General features: G+C 55.0%; 22 protein-coding genes. 17 read left to right on the top strand and 5 right to left on the bottom strand.

All coding sequences use genetic code 11. The annotated features are described in order from the left end of the window. The first annotated feature begins 34 nt into the window (after positions 1-34). Positions 35-463: a DUF2784 family protein gene (locus VNL73_11175; protein ID HXF49969.1), complete on the top strand. Its 429-nt coding sequence runs from the start codon at positions 35-37 to the stop codon at positions 461-463. On the opposite strand, the gene VNL73_11170 is transcribed toward VNL73_11175, so the two are convergent. Beyond that, positions 434-1162: an SDR family NAD(P)-dependent oxidoreductase gene (locus tag VNL73_11170; protein HXF49968.1), complete on the bottom strand. Its 729-nt coding sequence runs from the start codon at positions 1160-1162 to the stop codon at positions 434-436. The genes VNL73_11175 and VNL73_11170 overlap by 30 nt on opposite strands. 90 nt (positions 1163-1252) lie before the next feature. Further along, positions 1253-3001 carry a carboxypeptidase regulatory-like domain-containing protein gene (locus tag VNL73_11165; protein ID HXF49967.1) on the bottom strand — a complete coding sequence of 583 codons (1749 nt, stop codon included), beginning with the start codon at positions 2999-3001 and terminating at the stop codon, positions 1253-1255. Between the two features lie 338 nt (positions 3002-3339). On the opposite strand from VNL73_11165, the gene VNL73_11160 reads away from it, so the two are divergent. Genes VNL73_11160 through VNL73_11105 form a run of 12 tightly spaced genes read left to right on the top strand, consistent with a single transcriptional unit; the run spans position 3340 to position 17430 of the window. After that, positions 3340-5670, top strand: coding sequence for an SLBB domain-containing protein (locus VNL73_11160; GenBank protein ID HXF49966.1), 2331 nt, complete (start codon positions 3340-3342; stop codon positions 5668-5670). After that, a complete protein-coding gene (locus VNL73_11155) occupies positions 5667-6725 on the top strand; it encodes a GNVR domain-containing protein (protein HXF49965.1) in 1059 nt (352 codons plus the stop codon). The genes VNL73_11160 and VNL73_11155 overlap by 4 nt, the downstream gene beginning before the upstream one ends. Beyond that, positions 6722-8131 carry a flippase gene (locus VNL73_11150; GenBank protein ID HXF49964.1) on the top strand — a complete coding sequence of 470 codons (1410 nt, stop codon included), beginning with the start codon at positions 6722-6724 and terminating at the stop codon, positions 8129-8131. The genes VNL73_11155 and VNL73_11150 overlap by 4 nt, the downstream gene beginning before the upstream one ends. Next, positions 8128-8670, top strand: a complete 543-nt coding sequence (locus VNL73_11145) for a class I SAM-dependent methyltransferase (GenBank protein ID HXF49963.1) — start codon at positions 8128-8130, stop codon at positions 8668-8670. Before VNL73_11150 ends, VNL73_11145 begins: the two co-directional genes overlap by 4 nt. Then, a complete protein-coding gene (locus tag VNL73_11140; protein ID HXF49962.1) occupies positions 8667-9818 on the top strand; it encodes a glycosyltransferase family 1 protein in 1152 nt (383 codons plus the stop codon). The genes VNL73_11145 and VNL73_11140 overlap by 4 nt, the downstream gene beginning before the upstream one ends. Continuing rightward, positions 9815-10816 (top strand): NAD-dependent epimerase/dehydratase family protein, encoded by a 1002-nt coding sequence (locus VNL73_11135; GenBank protein HXF49961.1) that lies wholly within the window; start codon positions 9815-9817, stop codon positions 10814-10816. The genes VNL73_11140 and VNL73_11135 overlap by 4 nt, the downstream gene beginning before the upstream one ends. Beyond that, the gene (locus tag VNL73_11130) at positions 10788-12194 is read left to right on the top strand and encodes an O-antigen ligase family protein (GenBank protein ID HXF49960.1); all 1407 of its coding nucleotides are present in this window, start codon (positions 10788-10790) and stop codon (positions 12192-12194) included. The genes VNL73_11135 and VNL73_11130 overlap by 29 nt, the downstream gene beginning before the upstream one ends. Before the next feature lie 5 nt (positions 12195-12199). Further along, positions 12200-13426 (top strand): glycosyltransferase family 4 protein, encoded by a 1227-nt coding sequence (locus VNL73_11125; protein ID HXF49959.1) that lies wholly within the window; start codon positions 12200-12202, stop codon positions 13424-13426. After that, the gene (locus VNL73_11120) at positions 13410-14135 is read left to right on the top strand and encodes a class I SAM-dependent methyltransferase (GenBank protein HXF49958.1); all 726 of its coding nucleotides are present in this window, start codon (positions 13410-13412) and stop codon (positions 14133-14135) included. Before VNL73_11125 ends, VNL73_11120 begins: the two co-directional genes overlap by 17 nt. Beyond that, positions 14132-15244, top strand: coding sequence for a glycosyltransferase family 1 protein (locus VNL73_11115; protein HXF49957.1), 1113 nt, complete (start codon positions 14132-14134; stop codon positions 15242-15244). Before VNL73_11120 ends, VNL73_11115 begins: the two co-directional genes overlap by 4 nt. After that, on the top strand, positions 15237-16010 hold the full coding sequence (locus tag VNL73_11110) for a WecB/TagA/CpsF family glycosyltransferase (protein ID HXF49956.1): 774 nt from the start codon (positions 15237-15239) through the stop codon (positions 16008-16010). The genes VNL73_11115 and VNL73_11110 overlap by 8 nt, the downstream gene beginning before the upstream one ends. Beyond that, a complete protein-coding gene (locus VNL73_11105; protein HXF49955.1) occupies positions 16003-17430 on the top strand; it encodes a sugar transferase in 1428 nt (475 codons plus the stop codon). The genes VNL73_11110 and VNL73_11105 overlap by 8 nt, the downstream gene beginning before the upstream one ends. A 4-nt stretch (positions 17431-17434) precedes the next feature. Here VNL73_11105 and tsaD read toward each other — a convergent pair whose 3' ends face one another. The 3 genes from tsaD to VNL73_11090 all read right to left on the bottom strand — a co-directional run bounded on the left by tsaD (position 17435) and on the right by VNL73_11090 (position 19277). Beyond that, the gene (gene tsaD / locus VNL73_11100; protein ID HXF49954.1) at positions 17435-18445 is read right to left on the bottom strand and encodes a tRNA (adenosine(37)-N6)-threonylcarbamoyltransferase complex transferase subunit TsaD; all 1011 of its coding nucleotides are present in this window, start codon (positions 18443-18445) and stop codon (positions 17435-17437) included. Between the two features lie 60 nt (positions 18446-18505). Beyond that, entirely contained in the window at positions 18506-18694 is a 189-nt protein-coding gene (locus VNL73_11095) for a hypothetical protein (protein HXF49953.1), read from the bottom strand. 133 nt (positions 18695-18827) lie between these two features. Further along, complete coding sequence (locus tag VNL73_11090; GenBank protein HXF49952.1) at positions 18828-19277, bottom strand: arsenate reductase ArsC; 450 nt, start codon at positions 19275-19277, stop codon at positions 18828-18830. A 147-nt stretch (positions 19278-19424) separates the two neighbouring features. On the opposite strand from VNL73_11090, the gene VNL73_11085 reads away from it, so the two are divergent. From VNL73_11085 to VNL73_11070, 4 genes are read left to right on the top strand one after another with little or no spacing between them, the layout of a single operon-like run. Further along, positions 19425-20294 (top strand): 3-hydroxybutyryl-CoA dehydrogenase, encoded by an 870-nt coding sequence (locus tag VNL73_11085; GenBank protein HXF49951.1) that lies wholly within the window; start codon positions 19425-19427, stop codon positions 20292-20294. Continuing rightward, positions 20294-21124, top strand: coding sequence for an enoyl-CoA hydratase-related protein (locus tag VNL73_11080; GenBank protein ID HXF49950.1), 831 nt, complete (start codon positions 20294-20296; stop codon positions 21122-21124). Before VNL73_11085 ends, VNL73_11080 begins: the two co-directional genes overlap by 1 nt. After that, positions 21124-22275, top strand: coding sequence for an acyl-CoA dehydrogenase (locus VNL73_11075; protein ID HXF49949.1), 1152 nt, complete (start codon positions 21124-21126; stop codon positions 22273-22275). Before VNL73_11080 ends, VNL73_11075 begins: the two co-directional genes overlap by 1 nt. 3 nt (positions 22276-22278) lie before the next feature. Continuing rightward, on the top strand, positions 22279-23529 hold the full coding sequence (locus VNL73_11070) for a 2-isopropylmalate synthase (GenBank protein HXF49948.1): 1251 nt from the start codon (positions 22279-22281) through the stop codon (positions 23527-23529). Positions 23530-23633 lie beyond the last annotated feature (104 nt).

The raw sequence follows: 23633 nt of genomic DNA, 5'->3' as shown, positions 1-23633 counted from the left end.
TCTCCGTTTCATAAAAAACCGTATGTTTGGAGAAATGTCCGATCAAACGCTGGTCACGCTGATAACCATCGTGCACTTTCTCTGGGTGATTTTCATGTTGACCGGCTTTTTCTGGACCGTTTTGGCCTTTTTTGTTCACCGCCGCTTTTTCGATTTCTTTTGGTTTCGCACCCTGCACGCGCTGGGAATCCTCTTGGTTTCGCTTTTCCCCCTTTTGGGTAAATACTGTCCGCTCACAATATGGGAGAATTTTTTCCGTCAGCAAAGCGGCGCCGGGTATGAAGGGGGTTTTATGCTCCATTATATCGAAAAGTTTATGTATCCGGACATCGACCCTGTGGCCATCCGTGTCGGCACCTTTCTGGTGGCCTTTGTTTCGATTGCGGCCTACCTCTTGCGTCCGCCGGAGCGGGTCAAGAGCTGGTTCAAAAAGCTATCCGGTGCGCAGAGGCCTAAGAATTAACTCCGACGTCCAGGCATTGGGGTTTTGGGTAGCAACTGCCAAGCAGGCCTCGGCCACTTCTTCGTTGGTCAGCTTGACCAGCCCGGGCCGGTTGGCGGGGCGGTCTTTGGGAAATTTTTCGCTGAAATCGGAGGCCACCGTTCCGGGGGAGACGCAGCTAACTTTTATATTATGATTGCGCACCTCCAAAGCCAGCGATTCGGAAAACATCACCAAAGCCGCCTTGGAGGCACAGTAGGCGGCCAGATTGGCATTGGCGCTTTTGGCCGCCACAGAGGCTATGTTGATGAAGTGGCCGCCTCCTTTTTTTACGAAATGGGGGATGACTTCCCGGCAGAGCAGAAATACCCCGCGCAAATTGACATTGAAAGTGGCGTCGAAATCCTCCGTCTTCATTTCCGCCACCGGCGACCATATCCCCAACCCGGCGTTATTTACCACGACGCCGATGCCGCCGTAGTGGGCAAGCGTCTTTGAAACCAGATTTTTGATTTGGGCTTCGTCGGCCATGTCGGCGGGAACGGCAAACGCCTCGCCTCCCTCTTTTTTTATCTGGCTGACAAGCCCGTCAAGCTCTTTTTTACTCCGGGCCGAAACCACCACTTTTGATTTGTTCTTGGCAAAACAAAGCGCAATGGCGCGCCCGATTCCGCGCGAAGCGCCGGTGACGATGGTTACTTTTCCCTCAAGGCCCTGCATGAAAACAAGTTGTCAAATCTTCCCAAAACCGTCAAGCCATAAAAAAAGAAGCGCCCCCAAAGGGGCGCTTCCGAACCGGAAGTGCTTGGTTTAGAACCCGCAAACCGCAGTGCTTTGCCCTGTGAAAACCAGTTGCAGCGCTGCCACCACGTCGGCAGGGGACAATTTACCGTCGCAATTGACATCGGCGGCAGCACGATCGGGCAAAAGGCCTGAGTCACTGAACACACCATTAATAAGCAAAACCACATCGGAGGGTTCATACGTTCCGTTTTGGTTGATATCGCCGCGCAGGGCAGCCTCGACCGGCAGTGTCAAGCTGACTCCAGCCACCGAGCCGCCGGACAAATCTACGTTCTGCGAAACGCTGGCGGCATCCAACGACGCGGAAACAGTGTAGTTCCCGGGCACGAGCCCCTCAATCATAAAGCCGCCATCCGGCAGGGAAAGCCCGGCGTTTACCGTCGAACCACCGTCGTCGGTCACCTGCACAAAAGCCCCGGTCAACGGTATGCTTGCGTTGGATTGCACGACCCCGGCCAGCGAAAGCGCCGTGGAGTCCCTGTTTTTTCTTTCCAGAGCGAAATTGATGCCGGAAGCATCCGGCGTCACTTTGGTGGCTTCCGCAAAGCGGCGGACGTTGTCGTAAATTTCCCCCAGATACCCCCGCGCCCAGGCGACGACGAAATAAGGTATCCTCGGCAGCCCCTCAATAACGTAGTTGCCGGTTGAATCGGTGTGGGCATAGCGGACGATGCGATGGTGGAAGGTGGAATCGAAACCGATCGCCGCCACAACCGCGCAGCCAATCGGTTCCCCCGTGGAATCATCGGTAATCATTCCTGAAATCGTTCCCAGATCCGGCGGCGGCACGGGATGCAACCGAAAATTGATATCGGGAGTATTTTCGCCCGCGCGCACTCCTACCGGATCGGGATAAACCGCCGGGAAAAATCCCCGCGCCATGGCGGCGACTTTGTAGAATCCCGCTGGCAAAGGGCCGATGCGGTAATGCCCGCCGCTGTCCGTCAAAGCCGAGCCGTAGCCGAATCCATCCCCCTGGCGTGCGACCACCAAAGCGTGAGGTATTGGCGTGCCGGTGGCCGCATTGATTACTTGACCGGAGAGAGAACCGAACTCGATAGCTAATGGCCGCAGGGCAATATCGACACTGGAAACGGTGTCATACGCTTCCAGCCGCACCGGATTGCCGGGATGCTCTCCCGGCAGATAACCGTGTGCAACGGCACGGACAAAATATCCGCCCGCCGCCACTGACAGCTCGTAGCGGCCATCCGGGCCGGTGCGGGTTTGAAAAATAATGGTCAAAAATTCGCCGCTGGCACCCACCAAAGCGTTGGCTATTCCCTCACCCGTTTCGGCATCGGTGACTCGGCCGGTAATGAGCGCCGGGTTAGGGGGTGGAGGGATGAAGGGTCGAAAAGTGACGTTGATACCGGAGGTAACTTCATCATCGACAACAGCTATCCATTGGGCAGAATCCGGATGGCGGACGCCGGGATAAAACAAACACCCCAACTCCGCTTTGCAGGCGACAACTTTGTACCGGTCTGCGGGTAGATTATCAATTTGATAATTGCCGTTCGAATCGGTGCGGGCCGTCGCCACAAAATGGGTGTCAATGACGCGGGCAAGTCCCACAAAATGACTGTCGGCGGAAATGGCCGAAACGGCGGCACCGACCACCGGCACCACAGCCACTTCATGCTCCAGTTTCACCTGACCGGAAATGGAGCCGACCGCGCCGGCTGTGGCGGTAAATAGTGGTAAGGTGGCGAATGTCAGGGTGGACAGGACTGCAAACTTCTTGAAGCACATGGCTTCCTCCCTTCCTTAGGTTATGCCTTTCCCCCTCAAGGAAGGCGGTACAGGGAGAAATAAAACGGGAACGTATCCCAAGGTCAAGGGAATTGTTACAAAGAAAAAAACAAAGTGAAAACCCTACTGCTTTTGGCAAACACAGCCGTCATAGTTACTTGAAAACCTAATAAAAGAATTTTTTTCCGGCCGGTTTAGAAACTTTTTCAAAACCAGCCGGTTTGCACTGTCAAAACCCAAGCGAAATCCGCTGTCTCGCTTTGAGTTAGGGGATTTTTCGCCAATTTCAATGTTTGGCCTTCGCTTTGCCTTATACCCCTGCGGGAAATAGGAGGATTATGAGAAACCGAATAGGATTCACCATTCTGCTTGCTTTTCTGGTCGGCTATCCATTTGAACTTTCCGCCCAGCCGATAACCGATGAAGAAAAAAAACTGATTCGGGAGTATTTGGAAAAAAAGAAACAAGGGGAACTTACCTCCCCGCCCAAGACCCCTCCCCTCTCCAAAATGTATTACACGCCGTCTTTGTACGACAGTGCCGGCACACCTCCGATCCCGGCCGAAAAAATTCCGACTTCCGATTCTTTTCAAAAGCAAGAAAATGCGGCCGAATTAAAGCCGTTCGGCTTTGAAATCTTCCAAAGCTCTGAGGCCAGTTTCGCCCCGATTCCTGAAACTCCCGTTCCGGAGACCTATTTGTTGGGGCCTGGAGATCAACTGCTTGTCAATCTCTGGGGACGGGCCGACGAGGAGTTCAACCTCGCTGTCGACCGGGAGGGGAAAATTTTCATTCCCAAAGTGGGAGAGATAGTGGTTTGGGGAATGACGGTCCCCCAGTTCGAAGCCAAGCTGAAAGCCCGGCTGGCCAAAATATATTCTAACTTTCATGTCTCCGTAATGCTCGGAAAACTGCGCTCGGTCAAGATCTTTGTGCTGGGGGAAGTGAAACAGCCGGGTGGCTACACCCTCTCTTCACTTTCGACTTTCTTTTCCGCCCTCTACGCCGCCGGCGGGCCGACCGAGCGGGGAAGCATGCGGAAAATCAAAATTCTGCGACAGAACCGCGAAGTGTCGGAATTGGACTTGTACGATTTTCTCTTGAAAGGATATATCGCTTCCGATCAGAAATTGGAGACGGGGGATGTCGTGTATGTGCCGGTCTCCGGACCGCAGGCCAAAATCAAAGGGGAAGTCCGCAGACCGGCCATATACGAATTGAAAGGAACCGAAAAAATCTGGGACTTGATTGCGCTTTCCGGCGGACTTTTGCCTACGGCCTATTTGAAACAGGTGGTTTTGGACCGGCTGCAGAAAAACGATCAGCGGGAGCTGGTCAATCTGGATTTGTCCGATTCCTCCGGGGAGACCGGCGGCTTCCCGCTGCGGGACGGGGATGAAATCTACGTTCTTTCGAAATACCAGTTCCGGCCCAACGTGGTCTGGATAGCAGGCAAGGTGAAACACCCCGGCGGGTTCGAACGACGCGAGGGAATGAGGGTAAAGGAACTTTTGAACGATGGCGAACAGTTGGAGCCGGATGCCTACCTGCCCCGGGCCGATATTTTCCGAACGAACCCGGATGGTAAACGGGAACTGGTTTCCTTCTCGGTCGAAAAACTCTTGTCCGGCGATACCGCCGCCAACCTTTTGCTCCAAGATCGCGATTCCGTCGTCCTGTACGGCATTTACGAGGTGGAGCGGAAAAAGTTCGTCTCCATTGAAGGGGAAGTCAAACGTCCGGGCCGTTATGAACTGTTTGAAAATATGCGCCTTTCTGATTTGGTTTTCCGGGCCGGGAATTTGAACAAAAACGCCTATCTCTTGAAGGCCGAACTGGCCCGCGTCAATCCCGGCAAACCCTCGGATGTTTTTTACGTTCCGCTTGACTCGGTCCTTTCCGCACCGGGCCTGGAGGCCGACCCGCCTCTGGCCGAGGATGACAAGATCTTCATCCGTGAATTTCCGGACTGGCGGGAGCACCGGGTGGTGCAAATTTCCGGCGAGGTCTATTTCCCCGGCAAGTATGCCCTGCGGCACGAGAACGAAACCCTGTACGAGCTGATTCAGCGGGCCGGGGGACTCACCCCCCGCGCCTTCATCCCCGGGATCAGCCTGACCCGTCAGGCCATTGCCCAAATCCTCGAACGCCAGAACCTGCCGGCCTTGATTGCCAACACCCAGCTTTTGGAGCGGGACACGCTGGGAAATGTGGAAGCGCCCCCTACCGTTCCAGTGGATACGGACAAAATCTCCCGCATCATATTCGAGCCGGTTGAGTTGTTCAAAAGCAAGGGGAAAAAGGGAAATCTCGGGTTGCGGGACGGCGACGAAGTCTTCGTGCCGGACTTCCCCTCCGGCGTACAGGTTTTGGGGGCGGTCGCTTCGGTGGGCACCATCGGCTACGAGCGGGGAAAATCGGTCAATCACTACATCAAAAAAGCGGGCGGTTTTACGCCGAATGCCGACAAAAAGGAAACCCGCTTGGTCAAGGCCAGCGGCCGGGTCATCGCCGGCGGGGTGGGAGGAAAGAAAGTGGAACCGGGGGACGCCATCATCGTCCCGCTGAAAATCGAAGAGAAAAAACATTTTTCGCGGGATTTGGCAACCACCATTTCGATTCTCTCCGGCCTCGCCACCACTTTCTTCATCATCGCCAAAACGAAATGACGAGCCGCCTCGAAATCACCCGTCCGCCGGAGGGAAACCTCCTCCTTTATTGGGCCTTTCGTTTTTGGGAAAGAAGGCGTTTTTTGGTCGAGCTGGCCGCCGCCGCTTTCCTCGGTTCCGCGATTGTCGCCCTCCTGCTCCCTGCCCAGTACACCTCTAAAGTGGTGCTTTTGCCTTCCGGCAAGCAGGATAAAATGGGGGTTCTGTCCGGGCTGGCCTCCTCCATGGGGCTTGATATGAGCGGCACGGCGGCGGGGCTGGAGAGTTCCTCCCTACTTTATCCGGAAATTTTGAAAAGCCGCTTGATTGGCGAAGCGGTTTTGTCCGCCCGCTACCGTTACGCGCACAAAAGAAAACCGGTTGAGCAAACACTCTTGGAATACTTGAAGGCCAAAAATTACGAATCGGGATTACGTAAGCTGGCCGGTTTGCGGCAGGTCGCCATGGACGTTAAAACGGGCATTATTACACTTTCCATCACGACTGGCAACAGGGAACTCTCTGCTTTGGTTGCCAATCAATTCGTTGCCGAACTGGAGTACTACAACCGTTCCAAGCGGAAAACAAAAGCATTGAACCACCAGCAGAATCTTGAACGCCGGCTCGACTCGGTGAAAGTGGAGCTGGCCGGGGCAGAAGACCGCCTTGAAAGGTTTTTGGAAAAAAACCGCAACTTTGCCGTCTCGGACGACCCGGAACTGAACCGGGAGCTGGCCCGGCTGAAGCGGGAACTCGGCATCAAATCGGAAACTTACATGACCTTGACCCAGCAGTACGAGCTGGCCAAAATCGAAACGGAAAAGGAGATTCCGATCGTGCAGGTATTGGACGCCGCCGTGCCGGCCTTGAAGAAATCGGCCCCAAAGCGAACGCTCCTCGTCTTGACAACCACGGCAGCGGCTTTTACTTTTGGACTCCTGTGGATTTTCGTCCGCGATTTGCTCACTAAAAAATTCGGCCCGGTGAATTTGGAACGGCTGGCGGACGGCTGGAAAAACAGAAACAACATGCTTGAGAACCGGCTCGAGCAGAGAAGCCCCGCACAAGGAAAATGATACCGGCCAGCGTTCAAAAACCGGCGGCGACCGCCTTGACCAGAAAAATTCTGGAAAACTCGGTCGCCCTTTTCACCAGCCAGTTGCTGGCCAAGGTTTTTCGCGTTTTGGCCAACTTCCTTCTGGCCCGCTTCCTGGGGCCGGAAAATTTCGGCAGTTTGGCTCTGGTCTTATCCTTTGCCGAACTTTTCCGTTTTCTGCCGGACTTCGGGCTGGACCGGACCCTGATCCGCCGGATGGCCCGCGGCCAGACCGCCCACGGCGTGGCCGCCAATCTCTCTTTGCGGGCGGCCCTTTCGTCGCTCGCCGTGGTGGTTATGGGAATAACCCTTCTGTTCGTTGATTATCCGCGCCCAGTCGAGCTTCTGATTTACTTTTACGCGTTGTCTTTTTTCCTCCAGGCCGGCTCCGCCACCTTCGCCGCCTACTTTCAGGCCCAGCTTAAATCCATTTCACTGGTCTGGGCCTACACGGTCTCCGGCCTTCTATATTTGGGCTTTGTTCTGGGGGGAATCTTCAGCGCCCAGGGGCTCACCTATTTCGTCGCCTCCCTGCTTTTTGCGGAAGGCTCCCTTTTCCTGCTTTTTGGCTTGACCTTTTTCAAAAAAGGAGGGAAGCTGGCCTCCTTCAATACCGCCGAACTTGTGGCAATGGTGAAAGAAGCTTTTCCGATTGCCCTTTATCTGGCCTTGGGAGCCGCCTATTTCCGGGTAGGGACTTTGATTGTCTATCACTATACCGGCGAACGGGGAGCCGGCTTGTACGCCGCATGCTTCCGGTTGAACGAAGCGTTTTTGATGCTGGCCGCCTCGGTCGCCGCTTCCCTCTTCCCGGTCTTTTCCCGGCTAAAGAAAGAGGATAAAGCGGAGCTCTCCACGCTGTTTCAAAAAAGTTTTTTTGGCTTTTTGCCTTTCACGCTTTTGCTCGCCATTCTGATTACCGGTTTGAGCGCGCCTATCATTCATTTTTTGTACGGCGAGGCGTACGCCCCCTCCGCCGCCGGGCTTTCGGTCATTATTTGGTCATTGGTTTTCATGATTGCCAACACGCTCTCCACCAATGCGCTGGTGGCCTCCGACCGGGAGGCCGACATCACCAAAATCACGGGCGTTAATTTGCTGGTCAATCTCGGTTTGAATTTTTATCTGGTACCACGCTATGGTTTCGTCGGCGCCTGTTGGGCCGTTTTGGCCACGGAGGTGGTCAATTTCGTCCTGCAGACCGCCGTTTTGCAAAAAATTCTGGTTCCAAAACTGTTGGGCCGGGTTTGGCCCTACTTCATCCCTCCCACCCTCGCCGTCATCTGGTACCTTTTCTATCCGGCTGGCTTTAAATCGGCCGGCATCTGGCTTTTCACTTTCGGTTATCTGGTTTTTCTTTTGAACCGCCGGGGGGGTTCGCCATGAAACCGAACACCGAGACGCGGGTTTTGGATTTGGGTTGCGGACGGGCCAAGCATGCCGGCGCCGTTGGCGCGGACCTAAACCGCCGCTCCCAAGCCGACGTGATTGCTAACTTGAACCGGCTTCCTTATCCGTTTCAAACCGACACCTTCGACCGGGTCATCTGCAAAGATATCCTGGAGCATCTGGACAATTTCGTCGGGGTGATGGAAGAGATCCATCGCATAACCAAGCCGGGCGGCAGTATTTACGTGCATGCCCCCTTCGCCTCCAGTCCCGATTTCTACGCCGACCCGACCCACCGCCGGGCTTTCGTTTCCAAAAGCTTCGACTACTTCATTGAAGGGACCGGGGCGTATGCCTTCCGCTATTCGGACGCCCGCTTCAAGCTGAACGATTGCCGCTATAGCCGTCCCAAGCGTTTCTGGTTCGATCCGCTGATTCTTAAATGGGCCAATCGCAACAAATCAAAGTTTGAAGGGCGGTTGATGTTCTGGTATCCGATTTCTACGATCGAGTTCGAGTTGGAGGTCGTGAAGTGAAACCGGCCGTCGGTTTCGATCTCTCGCCGCTTTGCTGGGCTCCTCCCTCCGGCATCTCGTATTATACCTACCATCTTGCGGAGGAACTGGAAAAACTCGAACTGCCTTTTCTCCCTTATTATTTCGTTTTTTCCCACCGCCCGTTCGCTTTGGATGCTCCTTCTCCGGAACCGGGGCGGTTGAAGCGCGCCTTTTTGCCGATGCGTGCGGCCAAAACCGTATGGGATTTCGGCTGGGGACAGAAACTGTTGGGGCTTTCCAACATCGACCTGTTTTTTGCCACCAATTCGGAATTGCCAGCCCTTTCCAAAAAACAAAAGAAGGTGATGGTACTGCATGATTTATCCAGCTTCCGGCTGGACGGCGCCTACTCCGGCAGCTTCCGTGCCCGCCGGCTCGATGCCATCCGGCAGGGATTGGAACGCTCCGACCGGCTGGTGGTTTATTCCCAATCGACCCGCGCCGATTTGTGCGAGCTTTTTTCCTATCCTGAAGAGAATTGCCAAATCATCCCGCTGGGAGTGGACGCCGAGTTTTTCAGCCGGGAAACAACTGAAAAACCCCTTTCCCGTCCGTACTTCTTTTCCAACGGGATGATTCAGCCCCGTAAAAATTTTGTAGCACTGGCTGGGGCCTTTCTTTTGGCCGTTAAGGAAGCCGACCTGCCCCATCATCTTTTGATTGCCGGGGGGGACGGCTGGAAAGCGGAGGAGATCAAAGCCGAAATCTGCACCCTTGACAAGGAAAACCGCGTTCATTTTTTGGGTTACGTTACACGACAAAAATTGGCCGCCCTCTACCAACATGCTGACGCTTTTCTTTTCCCTTCGCTTTACGAAGGGTTCGGGCTGCCGGTGCTGGAGGCGATGGCCGCCGGAACTCCGGTTTTGACTTCCAAAACCTCGGCCCTGCCGGAGGTCGCGGGGGATGCGGCGCTGTTGGTGAACCCGAACGAAGAAACGGCAATCAAAGAAGGCATTCTGCATCTTGCGACCGACCGGGAGCTTTCCGACCGACTTCGTCAAGAAGGGAAAAAACGGGCAGTCGAATTCAACTTTGCCCAAACCGCCCAAAAAACGGCCGATTTGATTGCCGAACTGCTCGGCGCGGGGACAACCGTTTCCAAAACGCAAAGGGGGGACTTATGAAAATTCTGGTGACCGGCGGCGCCGGGTTCATCGGCAGCCACATGGTGGACGGGTTGTTGGACCGGGGACACACCGCAGTCGTTCTGGACGACTTTTCCACTGGGCAGGAACAAAATCTGGCCCATCACAGCCGAAACGGTAGCTTGACGGTCTACAAGAAAAATATCTGTGAGGACCTGTCCGAACTTTTCGAAAAGGAAAAGCCGTCGGTTGTTCTGCACTTGGCCGCCCTTCCGCGGGTGCAGTTTTCCATAAAAAACCCGCTTTTGTCCCACCAGGTTAACGTCAACGGCACGGTCAATTTGCTGGAGCACTGCCGGCGTTACAATGTTCGGCGTTTTGTTTTCTCCTCCAGCTCCTCCGTGTACGGGGAGCAGACCCGGCTGCCGCTGGTGGAAAAAATGGAGCCCAACCCCATCTCCCCATATGCCCTGCAAAAACTGGCCGGGGAACAATATTGCCGGCTCTACCACACGGTCTACGGACTGGAGACGATTTGTCTTCGCTATTTCAACATCTTCGGCCCACGCCAAAACCCAGATGGGGAGTACGCGGGACTCATCCCCAAGTTCATCCGCCTGATTTCCCAAAACCAGCCCCCCATAATCTTCGGGGATGGAGAACAGAGCCGTGACTTTACCTACGTTTCTGCGGCCGTTGAGGCCAATTTGCTGGCCGCAGAAACCGATAAGGCCGGCTGCTATGGCCAGGTTTTTAACGTGGGGGCTTCTAATAGCATGTCAGTCAACGAAGTGACGAAAAAAATCTTCAAGCTGGCCGGTAAAAATCCCGCCGTGATGTATGCTCCCCCCGTTTTGGAGCCGAAAAAAAGCCAGGCTGATGTATCTAGAATCTGTCGCCGCCTCGGCTGGAGTTACGGTACGACGCTGGAAGAGGGGCTGAAAAAAACATTCAACTATTACCTCTCCGCAGGGGCCGGGGATGGATGGCCCTCCCAACAAGTATCGTATGAACGTCTCCCTGCTCGCAAGCCGTAAATTTCCGGCCGGAATTGAACTTTTCCGCTTTTTTGGACTGACCGCCGGCTTTTCGCTGACGGCTTGGCTCTCGTTTCAGTTCGGCCCTAAAACGGTTCTCGTCGTGCCGTTTCTCTTTGCCGTTTTGACGCTCGGCTTTCTGGATTATCCCAAATTTCTGCTGCTGGCGGTCTTGGTTCGCTCCTCGCTGGACACCTTCACCGGCTCGACTGTCTCCTTGGGCCCATTGAGCTTAAATCCCGCCGGGCTCTTGGGGCTCCTGCTCGTTTTTTTCACCCCTTTTCATTGCGTCAACAAAGAAAAAATCTTCGGCTTCCCGGTGGCCAAAGGCTTTGCCCTCTTTCTTCTGCTTTCCACCCCGGCCATATTCGCGGCCTTCCGTCATTTTGGATCGGACGGAGCCATCGCGCTGAAGGAAGCAATCCGCCTTTCCTCTCTTTTCAGCCTTATAATTTCCCTTCTGATCTTCTTCAAAACCCCGGCCGAAATGAAAAAGTTGTTTTATGCCGCTCTTGCCTCCCTGGCTGTTCCATTGGTGGTTGGATTCTATCAAGCGGCAACCGGTACGGGCAACACCGTCTCCACAGATGGCCAAAACCGGATTTTCGGCACTCTCTTTCATCCCAACACTTTTTCGCTGTACTTGACCGTTTTCATCGCCGTTGTTTTGTCGTGGAACCGAAGCTCCCCCTTGTTGGGGAAGAAATTTCTGCTTGCTCTGCTTCTATACGCCCAATTTTTGACTTTCAGCATGGGGGCTTTGGCGGCCACCGGGTTGGTTTTCGCCGTTCATTTCTGGCAGTCCCAAAAAAATCGCGCCGGGTTGATTTTGCTCCTTGTGCTTTTGCCCGCCCTCGGACTTTTTTCCGAAAACTGGCGCCACCGATTCAGCCAATTGGCCCAAATGGAACTGGCGGAGGAATTGAATGCCCGCGAAATTTCCAACTCGATGTCTTGGCGCGTGTTGCACTGGTATGTGCTTTTGCAGTATGCCAAGGAGCATCCCATCACCGGCTGGGGGCTTTTGACCACCGAGAAAATTACGCCTTGGAGAACGGAAGAGGGACAGGGCTTCGCGGCCCATAACGACGCGGTTCGTTTATTCCTTGAGACCGGCATCGTCGGCTTGGCTGGTTATTTCATCTTTCTTTTCTGCACGGGCCGTTGGATTTTCCAGAGACGCAAAACACCGGACGGAAGCGGCGAGGCCGGTCTTCCCAGTGCACTCAAGGCGGTTTTTGCCGCGATGCTTCTGCTCTCCTTCGCCGCCGAAGAGCCGCTCATCCATACCGCGTTTCTGTACTACTTTTTCACTTTCTTGGTGCTTGCAAAAAACGGTTTTTCCTTCCGATATTTGCAGCCGGAGGAAAGACGTTGAATCGGATGCAGATGAAACTTATCGGCAAACAGGTGCAAACATCGCCGGAATACCCGGTCGTGGTTCTTTACCCCACCGACCCGCGGGTTCATAAGCTGGGGGGGATTGAGACCGCCATAACCACGCTCCTTTCCAAAAAATCCCCTTTTTCCACAGTCCGCTTCGTCGGAGTGGATGCCTTCGGCGACCTGCCGGCCGGACGCTGGAACGAGATTACATACGACGGCAAAAAATTGGACTTCTTCCCTCTTTTCCGGGTGAGGGATTTGAACCGGCGCACCCTGCCGCCGCTCAATCTGCGCTTCACTTATGCGCTGTGGAAGCACAAAACCAAAATCCTGACACAGCCGGCGGCTTTGGACATCCACCGGGTGGACCACATGCTTCCGTTCTGGAACGATTTCCGTTTTCCGATTATCCTGACCATACACGGCACTTCCAAAAACATCCACCTGCCCAACGAAAGCTGGGTGGCCAAAATCCGTCCCCTTTTTCTACTCTTGGAGCGTATCTCCATTTTGCGGGCCAACAAAATCTTCTGCGTTTCGGAAGAGGGAGTGGAATATTACCGACGGCTTTTGGGAACCGGAGGAGACAAGGTTTCGTTGATTGAAAACGGCGTGGATTTCGATTTGTTCGCCCCCCAAAACCCGGTCCGCTGCCGGAATCTTTTCAATTTGCCTTTGGATAAAAAAATCCTGCTTTTCGTCGGCCGACTGGAAAAAGTAAAAGACCCCGATTTGCTTTTGCAAACTTTTCGAGAGGTTCGCTCGGCCAGGCCCGATGTCGTTTTGGTTTTGGCCGGCGACGGCCGGGCAAAAGAAAAACTCATGGCGCGCCATTCCGACCTGCAAAACGACCTGATTTTCTTGGGCGCCCTCCCCCATGCCCGCCTGCCGGAGCTTTTCTCCGCCGCCGATTGTTTGCTTTTGACTTCTCATTTCGAGGGAATGCCCCGTGCTGTTTTGGAATCGCTCGCCGCGGGTTTGCCGGTGGTTTCCACCAACGTGGGGGATGTTTCGAAGGTGGTGATAAACGGGTTTTCCGGATTTGTCGTTTCCAACCGCAGCCCCCGGACCCTGGCCGAAAAAACGCTGGAGATTCTCAAATTCCGCCCCTCCTTCGAGGTCTGCCGCCAGGCCTTGGATGGATACGAGGCCAAAGCGGTGCTGGAAAAAATCGACCGCGCCAATCAAGCCGTGGCACAAACCTTTTATGGATATTCCCGCTGACCCCAAAAAGAACCGCTTCGAGGACGGCTATTTCAAGCGCCAGTACAAAAACCGGCTTTTGGCCTCCGGCTCCGACAAGCCGGTTCTCTATTCCACCTGGCGGCGCAAACTGGCCAAAAAGTCGCACGGCCGGCTTTTGGAGGTCGGCTGCGGGGAGGGAAATTTTTTGCGGCGGGCGCAGGCCGATTTCAGCTTTGCCTGCGGAGCGGACCTCTCCAAAGAAGGCCTGAAGGTCGCCTCCGCCCATAAACTAATTTTAACCCGCGCCGACGCCCAGAACCTTCCATTCAAAACCGGCAGTTTCGATTTTTTGGTCGCCTTTGACGTGGTGGAACATCTCCCGGAACCGGAAAAACTTTTCGCCGAAGCCGCTCGCGTTTTGAAGCAGGAGGGGGAATTGGTTTTAACCACCCCGAATCCGGATAGTTTGGGCAGCCGCGTAAAGAAGGAAAAATGGTTCGGCCATCAAGACCCAACCCATTGTTCCATAAAAAAAGCCGCCGAATGGCAAAAAATCTTCGACGCGGCCGGCTTTTCGGTGATTTCCTCCGGCACGGACGCCCTCTGGGACTCCCCCTATCTGCCGGCCATCCCGGCTTTCCTGCAGAAGATTTTCTTCTCCGGCCTTTCCAACTTCTTCTTTTTGATTGAACCTTACTTCCCTTGGAATTTCGGCGAAAACCTGGTATTCTGGCTTAAGAAAAAATGAAGCTCGCCCTCGACTTGACCTCCCTCTGCCGCCGGCACACCGGGATGGAGTATTACGCGTTGAATCTTTCCCGCGCGCTTTTGGAAACGGACGGGCGGGACGAGTTTCACCTTTTCTTTCGGCGAGAAATCCACCCAGAGCTGCGCCCCTTCGCCGACCGGGCCGTCTTTCACCTTTCCCCCTTTGGCAATCAAGTTGCGACCGAACAGGTCTGGGTTCCCGGAATGGAACGGAAAATAAAAGCGGATTTAATTCACTTTCCAGCTTTTCCACCCGGGTTATTGTCCAAAACGCCAAAGGTTGCCACGGTGTTCGATTCCACCCTCTGGCATAAAACCGGGCGGCTTTCCTGGAAGGCCAAAACCTATTTCGCCCCCCTCGCCGGCCGGGCGCTGAAAAAATCCCGAAAAATTCTTACCATTTCGGCAAGCGCCAAAGCCGAAATAGCCGCGGCTACAAAAATTCCCGAGGACAAAATCGCCGTCTCCCATCTTGCCCCCGATCCTATATTCGAGAAACCGGTGACGGGGGAAAGCAAGCAAACGGTACGCGCGAAATACACGCTTCCGGAACGCTTCATCCTCTCCGTGGCAACCTTGGAACCGCGCAAAAATTTGAGCGGCCTGCTTTCCGCCTTCGCCCGTCTGGTTGAAGATGCGCCGGACGCACATCTGATTTTGGCCGGACGGTTGGCTTGGGGCAGGGATGAAGTTTTTAAACGAATCTCCAAATTGAAATTGGAAAGGCAAACTCAAGTGCTGGGATATGTGCCCAAAGAAGACCTTCCCGCACTTTATGCCCTGGCCGATTTTCTGGCCTTTCCTTCCTTTTACGAGGGTTTTGGCCTGCCGGTGTTGGAAGCCCAGTCCGTCGGCACGCCGGTTTTGTGCTCCAACACCTCATCCCTTCCGGAAGTGGCCGGAAATTCCGTTCTCTTTGTCGATCCGCACCAAGGAGAAAGTGTGACAGCGGGGCTCGAAAAGCTTTGGAACGAGGCCTCATTGAAAAAAGATTTAATGCAGAAGGGGAAAGAAAACATTGCCCGCTTTTCCTGGCGCCAAACGGCATCGGCCACCCGGGCGGTGTATGAGGAAGTGCTGAGTGGATAAAAACGGCCACAAAAGGGTTTCACTTTTGGGAGTGGAAATCGATTCCTACCCTCTCGACGTTTTTATGCAAAAGTTGGAGGAACAAATGCGTCGCGGAAAGGGGGCCTACGTCGTAACTCCCAATGTCGACCATATCGTCCGGCTGAAAACCGACGGAGAGTTTCGGGAAGTCTATCGGCGGGCCAGCTTCGTGGTGCCGGACGGCATGCCGCTTCTCTGGGCCTCCCGCTGGCTGGGGAAATCCCTGCCGGAGCGGATAACGGGCGCCGATTTGTTCCCCCGCCTCTCGACCCGCGCGGCCGCAACGGGCCGCTCCATTTTTCTGCTGGGCGCCACGCCTTCCGTATGCAACCGAGTCATTGACAAATTGCGGCAGGAAAACCCGAATTTGAAAATCGCCGGCCATTATTCCCCTCCCCTGGGGTTTGAAAAATGTCAGGATGAACTGAAAAAAATTGTGCAGGTCCTCAAACAATCAAAGCCGGACGTCGTCTTTGCTGCCCTCGGAACTCCCAAACAGGAAAAATTGATTTACCACCTGCGCAACCGCGTGCCGGTCCGGCTCTTCCTCGGCGTCGGCGCCGCCTTTGATTTTTACTCCGGGGAGAAAAAGAGGGCTCCGGCCTGGTTGCAAAAAGCGGGGCTCGAATGGGCCTTCCGGCTCCTGAACGAACCGGGGCGGCTCTGGAAGCGCTACCTGGTGGACGACCCCCGTTTTTTCTGGTGGGTCGCCAAGGAGAAATTTTTGGGAAAAGCAAATGATTAGCCAGAACCTCACCATTCTTCGGCGCACACAATTGGTCATCGATTTGGTCCTGACCGCTTTGGCTTTCCATTTGACCTCTTTGATTCCGGCCGTCGTTCCCTTTGACCCGCATTTCAAAGTCATTCCGGATGCCCTCTTTTTTCGCACGCTGGTTTTGATACTTCTGACCTGGACGATCCTGCTTTTGCTTTCTCCCCGGGCCTATCAGTACCGGGTGAAAACGGCCGGCTTTCTGGCGCGGCAGGTCCTGCAGATTGTCGCCATCGGCACCGCCGTGCTTGTCCTTCTGTTTTTTATTTTCGGCCACCCCGCCCAGAGCCGCTCGACGGCCGCCCTCTTCGCCGTGTGCGATTTCGTTCTTCTGTTCGGCTCCCGTTTGGTTTTGCTCAAAACGCTGGAGCATTTCCGCCGCAAGGGGTACAACTATCTGCGCATTTTGGTGGTCGGGTCCACCGAGCATGCCGAACCGGTTTTTGAACGGGCGCTTTCGCATCCGCAGTGGGGAATCAAGCCGATCGGCTTCGTGGACTGGGACAAACCGAAATGGCTCTGGGGTTACCGACCCCTTCCCTTGGTGGGACTCTACGAGCATCTGCCCGTTATTTTGACCAACGGTCACATTGACGCCCTGCTCTTCTCCAACCTTCCCTCCGAACTGGAAAAGATCCGCCTCTCCGTGGAGGTCTGCCGCAAAGCCGGGGTGACCAGCTATCTGTTCACGGATGCAGTAGCCGGCGGGGTCGAAGGACAACCGCTTTCCGATGGGTTGAGCTTTTTGGGTTGGCCGGTCATACAACTGACCGGCCCTCTTTCCTTGCCGCGCGCCATCACCGTCAAATACACGCTGGACCGGCTCTTGGCCGCCTTGGGGCTGGCCCTTCTCTCGCCGTTCATTTTCATCATTGCCGCCTGGATAAAAACCACCTCCCCCGGCCCTATTTTTTACAAACAGCTGCGCGTGGGGCAAAACGGCCGCCGCTTCTGGATGTACAAGTTCCGCACGATGGTGGCCGATGCCGAACAAAAGAAAAAAGAGCTCCTGCACAAAAATGAAATGTCCGGACCGGTTTTCAAAATGACCGACGACCCGCGGGTGACCAAGGTCGGCCGTTTCTTGCGCAAAACTTCGCTGGACGAACTACCCCAACTCTTCAACGTGGTGATGGGGGAAATGTCTTTGGTCGGCCCCCGCCCCCCGCTACCGGAGGAGGTTTTTCACTATCGGCTGGAGCACCGCAGGCGCCTTTCCGTCCGCCCCGGCATCACCTGCTTGTGGCAGGTTTCCGGTCGCAGCAACGTAGACTTCGAGGACTGGATGAAAATGGATTTGGCCTATATCGACGGCTGGAGTTTCTGGCAGGATGTGAAAATTCTTTTCCGCACCCTCCCGGCGGTCCTGACTGCCAACGGGGCCAAGTAGCAGCCTACGCCGCGGCAAATGAAGTAAGGGGCAGGTTCGGCAACGCCTCCAGCGATAAATCGGCTGCCTTCCCCCGCTTTAAGTAAAACTCCCCGGCACAGGCGATCATCGCCGCGTTATCCGTGCAGAATTGGAAGCCCGGAAAGTGAACCCCCAGTCCCGATTTTTTCGCCCGCAGTTCGATAAGCTCCCGTAACCGCCGGTTCGCGGCAACGCCGCCCGCAACCGCCGCCGATTTGGCTCCGGTTCGTTCGGCAGCCGACAAGGTTTTTTCCGCCAGCGTCTCTGCAATCGCCTCTTGATATGCCGCCGCCAAATCGTTTGGTTTTTCCCCGGCCCCTTCCGGATATTTCTGCAGATACACGGCCAAGGCCGTCTTCAATCCTGCAAACGAAAACTCAAAATTATCCGCCGTTAGCATCGGGCGCGGAAAATCCACGGCCTCCGGGTCCCCCCCTTCCGCCGCTTTTTGGATGGAAGGCCCCCCCGGATACGGCAACCCCAAAAGCCGCGCCCCTTTGTCAAACGCTTCTCCGGCGGCGTCGTCCACCGTTTGCCCCAAAAGCCGCGCTTTCCCTTTTTCCGCAACCGATAAAAGGACGGTGTGCCCCCCGGAGGCGATTAAAACCACAGCCGGGAGCGGCAGATCCGGCTGCTCGATGAAAACCGAAAACATATGCCCTTCAAGGTGGTTGACACCAATCAGCGGCTTGCCTGTGGAAACGGCCAGACTTTTGGCAAATGCCACTCCCACGACCAAGGAGCCGACCAACCCGGGTCCGAAGGTTACGGCGATTCCATCGATGGCCGAAAGTGGTAAACCCGCTTCCGCCAGCGCCTCTTTCACCACCGGCCGGATTGCTTTCAATTGCTCCCGCGCGGCCAGCTCCGGCACGATGCCGCCGTATTTCCAGTGCAGAGCCTGTGAGGAAACGACCGATGACAGGACCCGACCTTCCTCGACCACGGCCGCCGCCGTCTCGTCGCAGGAACTCTCAATTCCCAATACCTTCATCCCCCAAAGATAAAAAAAGAAGGGGGGTTGCGCCCCCTTCAAATAACCAAGCGGTCTTTTCTATTTAGTGGACTGGGTCAGCGGGCGTCCAAAGCTGACCTCGCCGTTGTCGATGCGAATGTTGAACCCGCATTCCGGGTTGCTACACACCCACGCCTTGAACTGGATGGTGGCCCCTTCCCGGCCGTAGTCGGACAGCGGCAAAAGCACCCCGTTGCCGCATTTTTTGCAGGTTGGAAAATTTTCCATATCCCTTCCTCCTTCACCGGCGCGCCCCATTGCGCGTCCAAACGGACGATATACTCTTTATACCGGCTTGTCAATGCAAAGAGGCATTTCCTCCTTGACCCCAGAACGGAAGTGGGAAAACCAATTCGAAAACTTACTTTTCCTGCCGTTCCAGCTCGGCAAAAAGCCGCTTTACAAGTTCCCCAATTTCGTCCCGCACCCGTCGGAAGGTCTCCATCACCTCTTCCGGGGAACCGTTGGCCTTGGCCGGGTCCGGCAAGGGCCAGTGGGTGCGGGCCACCCCGGCCGGCAGGGCGGGGCAGCGCTCCTCGGCATCCCCGCAGAGGGTGATGACCAAATCATAGTTCTTGGCTTGGGAGGCGTCAAAGGTCTTGGATGTCTGGTTGCGGATGTCGATCCCCACCTCTTGCATTACAATTATTGCCCGGGGATGAATGTAACCTTTCGGGTCCAACCCGGCGGATGTGGCCGTATACCCAGAAGGGGCGTATTGTCGGGCGTATCCTTCCGCCATCTGGCTGCGGCAGGAATTGCCGGTGCAAAGAAACAAAATCCGGCGTTTGGCCATGTAAATAAAAAACAAAATTCAAGGAAAACTGCAAGCCCGTTTCTGCTTCACGTGAGGTTTATCTTGAAAAAAACCTCTGGCGCAAAAATTTTTATTTTCTATATCTTACCGAAGGAAGCGTTAAGGAAGCATAAAAAGAAGACTACAAATTCAGGAGGATAAATGGAAATCAAAAAAGTGGGCGTTATCGGCTGCGGGTTGATGGGTTCTGGTATCGCCGAAACAGCCGCCAAGGCTGGATACGCCGTGATCGTGCGCGAAGTTAGCGATGAGCTGTTGAAAAAAGGGCGCTCCCGAATCGAGGGTTCCCTTTCCCGCGCGGTCGAAAAGGGAAAGGCCACACAACAGGAGAAGGAAGCGGCTCTGGGGCGCATCACCGGCACAACCAAGCTTGCCGAGTTGTCCGATTGTGATATCGTCATCGAGGCGATTATTGAAAATATGGAGGAGAAGAGAAAGCTTTTTAAGGAGCTCGACGGTATCGTCAAACCCACGGCTATTTTCGCCTCTAACACCTCCTCGTTGCCGATTACCGATATGTCCGCCGTCACCAAGCGCGCCGCCAACTTCGTTGGTCTCCACTTTTTCAACCCCGTGCCTGTGATGAAGTTGGTGGAGGTGGTGAAAACGGTGGTCACTTCCGAGGAAGCCTTTCGTGCGGCCAAGACGTTCGGTGAAAAACTGGGCAAAACCGTGGTGGTGGCCAAAGACACTCCCGGCTTTGTGGTCAATTTACTGTTTGTACCTTACCTGCTCGACGCCGTCCGAGCCTATGAAAAAGGGGTGGCCAGCCGGGAGGATATTGACAACGGGATGAAGCTCGGGTGCGGACACCCGATGGGACCACTGGAGCTCTTGGACTTCGTCGGCATCGACACCACCTACTATATCGCCGAGATCATGTTTGACGAATTCAAGGATGACCACTACGCCGCTCCGCCCTTGATGCGCCGGCTCGTCGCCGCCGGTTTTATGGGGCGCAAAAGCGGCCGCGGGATTTACGAATACGACGAGAAAGGAAACAAAAAATAATGGACCTGCAGATTAAAATCCCCAAAACAACTCCCGAAGACAGCGGGATGACCTATAAGAACCTGTTGGTCGCCGTCGAACCGCCCGTTGCCACCGTAACCATCAACCGCCCAAGCGTTTTGAACGCTTTGAATGACGAAACCATTGCCGAGCTTTGGCTCGCCTTCCTATTGTTGGAAAAGAACGATTCTATCCGGGTGATTCTGTTGACCGGCGCGGGGGAAAAGGCCTTTGTTGCCGGCGCGGATATCAACGAACTGCGCGCCGCCGACGTCTTGCGCTCCCGCTGGAAATGCGACCAGGGGCAGGGTTTGCTTTTCAAAATGGAGGAAATGGACAAGGCCATAATTGGTGTAATCAACGGCTTCGCTTTGGGAGGCGGTTGTGAAATTGCAATGGCCACCGACATCCGTATCGCCGCCGACACAGCAAAGTTGGGTCAACCGGAAGTGAATTTGGGCATCATCCCCGGCTACGGCGGCACACAGCGGCTTCCGAGATTGGTCGGCGAAGGAAAAGCCAAGGAGCTGATTTTCACCGGTGACATCATCGACGCCGCCGAGGCGTTTCGCATCGGATTGGTGGACAAGATCGTGCCGAAAGCAGAATTGATGACGGAAGCAAAGAAGATGGCGGAAAAAATTGCCTCTAAAGGGCCGCTGGCCATCGCCGCCGCCAAGCGGGCCATCCGCAACGGGTTGGCGGCTGATTTGAAAACCGGCTGCGCCGTTGAAGCCTCCGAATTTGCTGCCCTAGCCTCTTCCGAGGATAAGATGGAAGGCACCTCCGCTTTTCTGGAAAAGCGAAAAGCGAACTTCCAAGGGAAGTAATGGATTTTGCGCTCTCGGAAGACGAGCGGCTGATTCAGGAAACCGCCCGCGAGTTTGCCCAGAAAAAGCTTTTCCCCCGCGCCCTCGAATTTGACGCCGAGGAAAAGCTGGACTTGAACGTCATCCGCGAAATGGGGGAACTGGGCTTTCTGGGCATCACCATCCCGGAGCGCTACGGCGGCGCCGGAATGGATTACATTGCCTATGCTTTGGTCGTCGAGCAATTGGCCCAGGGCTGCTCTTCCCACACCGCCGTCGTCGAGTTGCACAATTCCCTTTATGCCGGCCCTATTCTCTCCCACGGCACTGAAGAGCAAAAACAAAAATATCTTCCCGCTGTGGCCATCGGCCAGAAGCTGGGGGCTTTTGCTCTGACCGAACCGAACGCCGGCTCGGATGCCGCTGGATTGGAGACCACCGCAAAAGCGGACGGTGATTTCTACATTCTGAACGGCACCAAAATCTACGCCACTGACGCCAACTTGGCCCACTTTGTTCTGACCTTCGCCACGGTGGACAAAAGCAGGGGCTACAAAGGTATAACCTGCTTTATGGTGGAAAAGGGAACGCCCGGTTTGACGGTCGGAACCATCGAAAAGAAAATGGGATTCAAGGCCTCGCCAACCACAGAACTGCATTATCAGGACGTGCGCGTCCCAAAAGAAAACATTATCGGGCAGGTCGGCAAAGGCTTCAGCATCGCCTTGGAGGCCTTGGACGGCGGCCGCATCTCCATCGGCTGCCAGGCTATGGGGATTGCCCAGGCCGCTTTTAATCTGGCGGTGAAATACTCAAAAGAGCGCAAGCAGTTCGGCAAATTCCTGTCCGAATTCCAGGGCATCCAGTTTATGCTGGCTGATATGGCCACCGATATTTCCGCCGCCCGTAACCTCGTTTATCACGCCGCATACTTGAAATCCCGCGGCAAACCGTTCATTCTCGCCGCCTCGCAGGCCAAGTTATATGCCTCCGAAATGGCTACAAGAGTAACCCACAAGGCGATTCAAATTCTGGGCGGCTACGGCTACATCCGCGACTATCACGTAGAACGTTACTACCGCGATGCCCGCGTGACCGAACTTTTCGAGGGTACTTCCGAAATCCAGCGGCTCGTGATTGCCCGTGAACTGTTGAAAAATTTTCGTAATTGAGCCATGCGGAAAGCGATGAAAATCCCCCCTATCAAGAAACTGATTTACGACTGGAATCACGTAACCTCCGTTCCCAAGCGTAAGAAGGCCGTAAGCTTGGCGGATGAAACCTTGCGCGACGGGTTGCAATCCCCGTCCATTGTCGACCCGCCCTTAGCCAAGAAAATTGAAATCTTACACCTGATGGAGCGGCTCGGCATCCAATCCGTCGATTTGGGCCTTCCCGGCGCCGGCGTTCATGCCAAGGAACACATTCTGGCGCTGGCCAAGGAAATCGTGGCGGGCAAAATGAAAATCCGCCCTTACTGCGCCGTCCGTACTGTTCTTTCCGACCTCGAGCCGCTGGTGGAAATTTCCGCGAAGGCCGGAATTCCGATAGAAGCCGCCACTTTCATCGGCTCGTCACCGATACGGATATACGCCGAGGAATGGACCTTAAATCAGATGTTGAAACTGACCGAGGAGGCCGTCACCTTTTGCGTCAAACACAAATTGCCGGTGATGTATGTGACCGAAGACACCACCCGCGCCGCGCCGGAGGTGATCCGCAAGCTCTATACCACGGCCATCGAATGCGGCGCCAAGCGAATCACCGTTTGCGATACGGTGGGTTATGTTATCCCGCCCGGCGTCAAAGCGGTCATCAGGTTTGTCCAGCGGGTGGTCAAAAAAACCGGTGAAAAAGTGAAAATCGACTGGCACGGCCACCGCGACCGGGATTTGTCGGTGATTAACTCAATTGCCGCCGTTGAGGCTGGGGTTGACCAAGTGCACGCCACCGGTATCGGCATCGGCGAGCGGGTGGGCAACACCCCGATGGATTTGCTCCTGGTGAACTTGAAACTGGAGGGGTACATCAAGCAGGATTTGACCGCCCTGCCGGAGTATTTGCAGAAAATCTCCGAGGCCGTCGGCAAGCCGATTCCGGACAACTATCCGGTCTTTGGCAAGGACGCCTTCCGCACCGCCACCGGCGTCCACGCCGCCGCCGTGATTAAAGCCAAAAAGAAGGGGGATAACTGGCTCGCCGACCGGGTCTATTCCGGCGTTCCCGCCGGGCTTTTCGGCCGCGCCCAGCAAATCGAAGTCGGCTTTATGTCCGGCGCATCGAACGTCAACTTTTGGCTCGAGTCCCGCGGCGTTAAACCAACCCCCAAACTCGTTGCTTCTATTTTGGATCAAGCCAAGCATTCCGACCACATCCTGACCGATGAAGAAATCTGGTCTGTGGTGAAACAGAACCAGAATCATTAACGTTGTTTTTGTAGGGGCGAGGTTTCCTCGCCCGGGCGGGGCAACCCCGCCCCCACATTCCCCTAAATTGCCTTTTTCCCCCATTGTTTTTATAATCTTATAGG

The organism is Verrucomicrobiia bacterium (assembly GCA_035574275.1).
In the GTDB taxonomy this organism is placed as follows: Bacteria; Zixibacteria; MSB-5A5; order DSPP01; family DSPP01; genus DSPP01.
The sequence above is the reverse complement of the archived record's forward strand: the minus strand, read 5'-3'. Positions and strand labels throughout refer to the sequence as shown.

What these genes read in the sequence shown, in the direction of transcription:
- VNL73_11095 (HXF49953.1), bottom strand. Translation starts at nt 18,694, where the DNA reads ATGGAAAATTTTCCAACCTGCAAAAAATGCGGCAACGGGGTGCTTTTG.
- VNL73_11105 (HXF49955.1), top strand. Translation starts at nt 16,003, where the DNA reads ATGATTAGCCAGAACCTCACCATTCTTCGGCGCACACAATTGGTCATC.
- VNL73_11070 (HXF49948.1), top strand. Translation starts at nt 22,279, where the DNA reads ATGCGGAAAGCGATGAAAATCCCCCCTATCAAGAAACTGATTTACGAC.
- tsaD (HXF49954.1), bottom strand. Translation starts at nt 18,445, where the DNA reads ATGAAGGTATTGGGAATTGAGAGTTCCTGCGACGAGACGGCGGCGGCC.
- VNL73_11130 (HXF49960.1), top strand. Translation starts at nt 10,788, where the DNA reads ATGAACGTCTCCCTGCTCGCAAGCCGTAAATTTCCGGCCGGAATTGAA.
- VNL73_11145 (HXF49963.1), top strand. Translation starts at nt 8,128, where the DNA reads ATGAAACCGAACACCGAGACGCGGGTTTTGGATTTGGGTTGCGGACGG.
- VNL73_11175 (HXF49969.1), top strand. Translation starts at nt 35, where the DNA reads ATGTCCGATCAAACGCTGGTCACGCTGATAACCATCGTGCACTTTCTC.
- VNL73_11150 (HXF49964.1), top strand. Translation starts at nt 6,722, where the DNA reads ATGATACCGGCCAGCGTTCAAAAACCGGCGGCGACCGCCTTGACCAGA.
- VNL73_11120 (HXF49958.1), top strand. Translation starts at nt 13,410, where the DNA reads ATGGATATTCCCGCTGACCCCAAAAAGAACCGCTTCGAGGACGGCTAT.
- VNL73_11165 (HXF49967.1), bottom strand. Translation starts at nt 3,001, where the DNA reads ATGTGCTTCAAGAAGTTTGCAGTCCTGTCCACCCTGACATTCGCCACC.
- VNL73_11170 (HXF49968.1), bottom strand. Translation starts at nt 1,162, where the DNA reads ATGCAGGGCCTTGAGGGAAAAGTAACCATCGTCACCGGCGCTTCGCGC.
- VNL73_11125 (HXF49959.1), top strand. Translation starts at nt 12,200, where the DNA reads ATGCAGATGAAACTTATCGGCAAACAGGTGCAAACATCGCCGGAATAC.
- VNL73_11085 (HXF49951.1), top strand. Translation starts at nt 19,425, where the DNA reads ATGGAAATCAAAAAAGTGGGCGTTATCGGCTGCGGGTTGATGGGTTCT.
- VNL73_11155 (HXF49965.1), top strand. Translation starts at nt 5,667, where the DNA reads ATGACGAGCCGCCTCGAAATCACCCGTCCGCCGGAGGGAAACCTCCTC.
- VNL73_11160 (HXF49966.1), top strand. Translation starts at nt 3,340, where the DNA reads ATGAGAAACCGAATAGGATTCACCATTCTGCTTGCTTTTCTGGTCGGC.
- VNL73_11075 (HXF49949.1), top strand. Translation starts at nt 21,124, where the DNA reads ATGGATTTTGCGCTCTCGGAAGACGAGCGGCTGATTCAGGAAACCGCC.
- VNL73_11135 (HXF49961.1), top strand. Translation starts at nt 9,815, where the DNA reads ATGAAAATTCTGGTGACCGGCGGCGCCGGGTTCATCGGCAGCCACATG.
- VNL73_11115 (HXF49957.1), top strand. Translation starts at nt 14,132, where the DNA reads ATGAAGCTCGCCCTCGACTTGACCTCCCTCTGCCGCCGGCACACCGGG.
- VNL73_11080 (HXF49950.1), top strand. Translation starts at nt 20,294, where the DNA reads ATGGACCTGCAGATTAAAATCCCCAAAACAACTCCCGAAGACAGCGGG.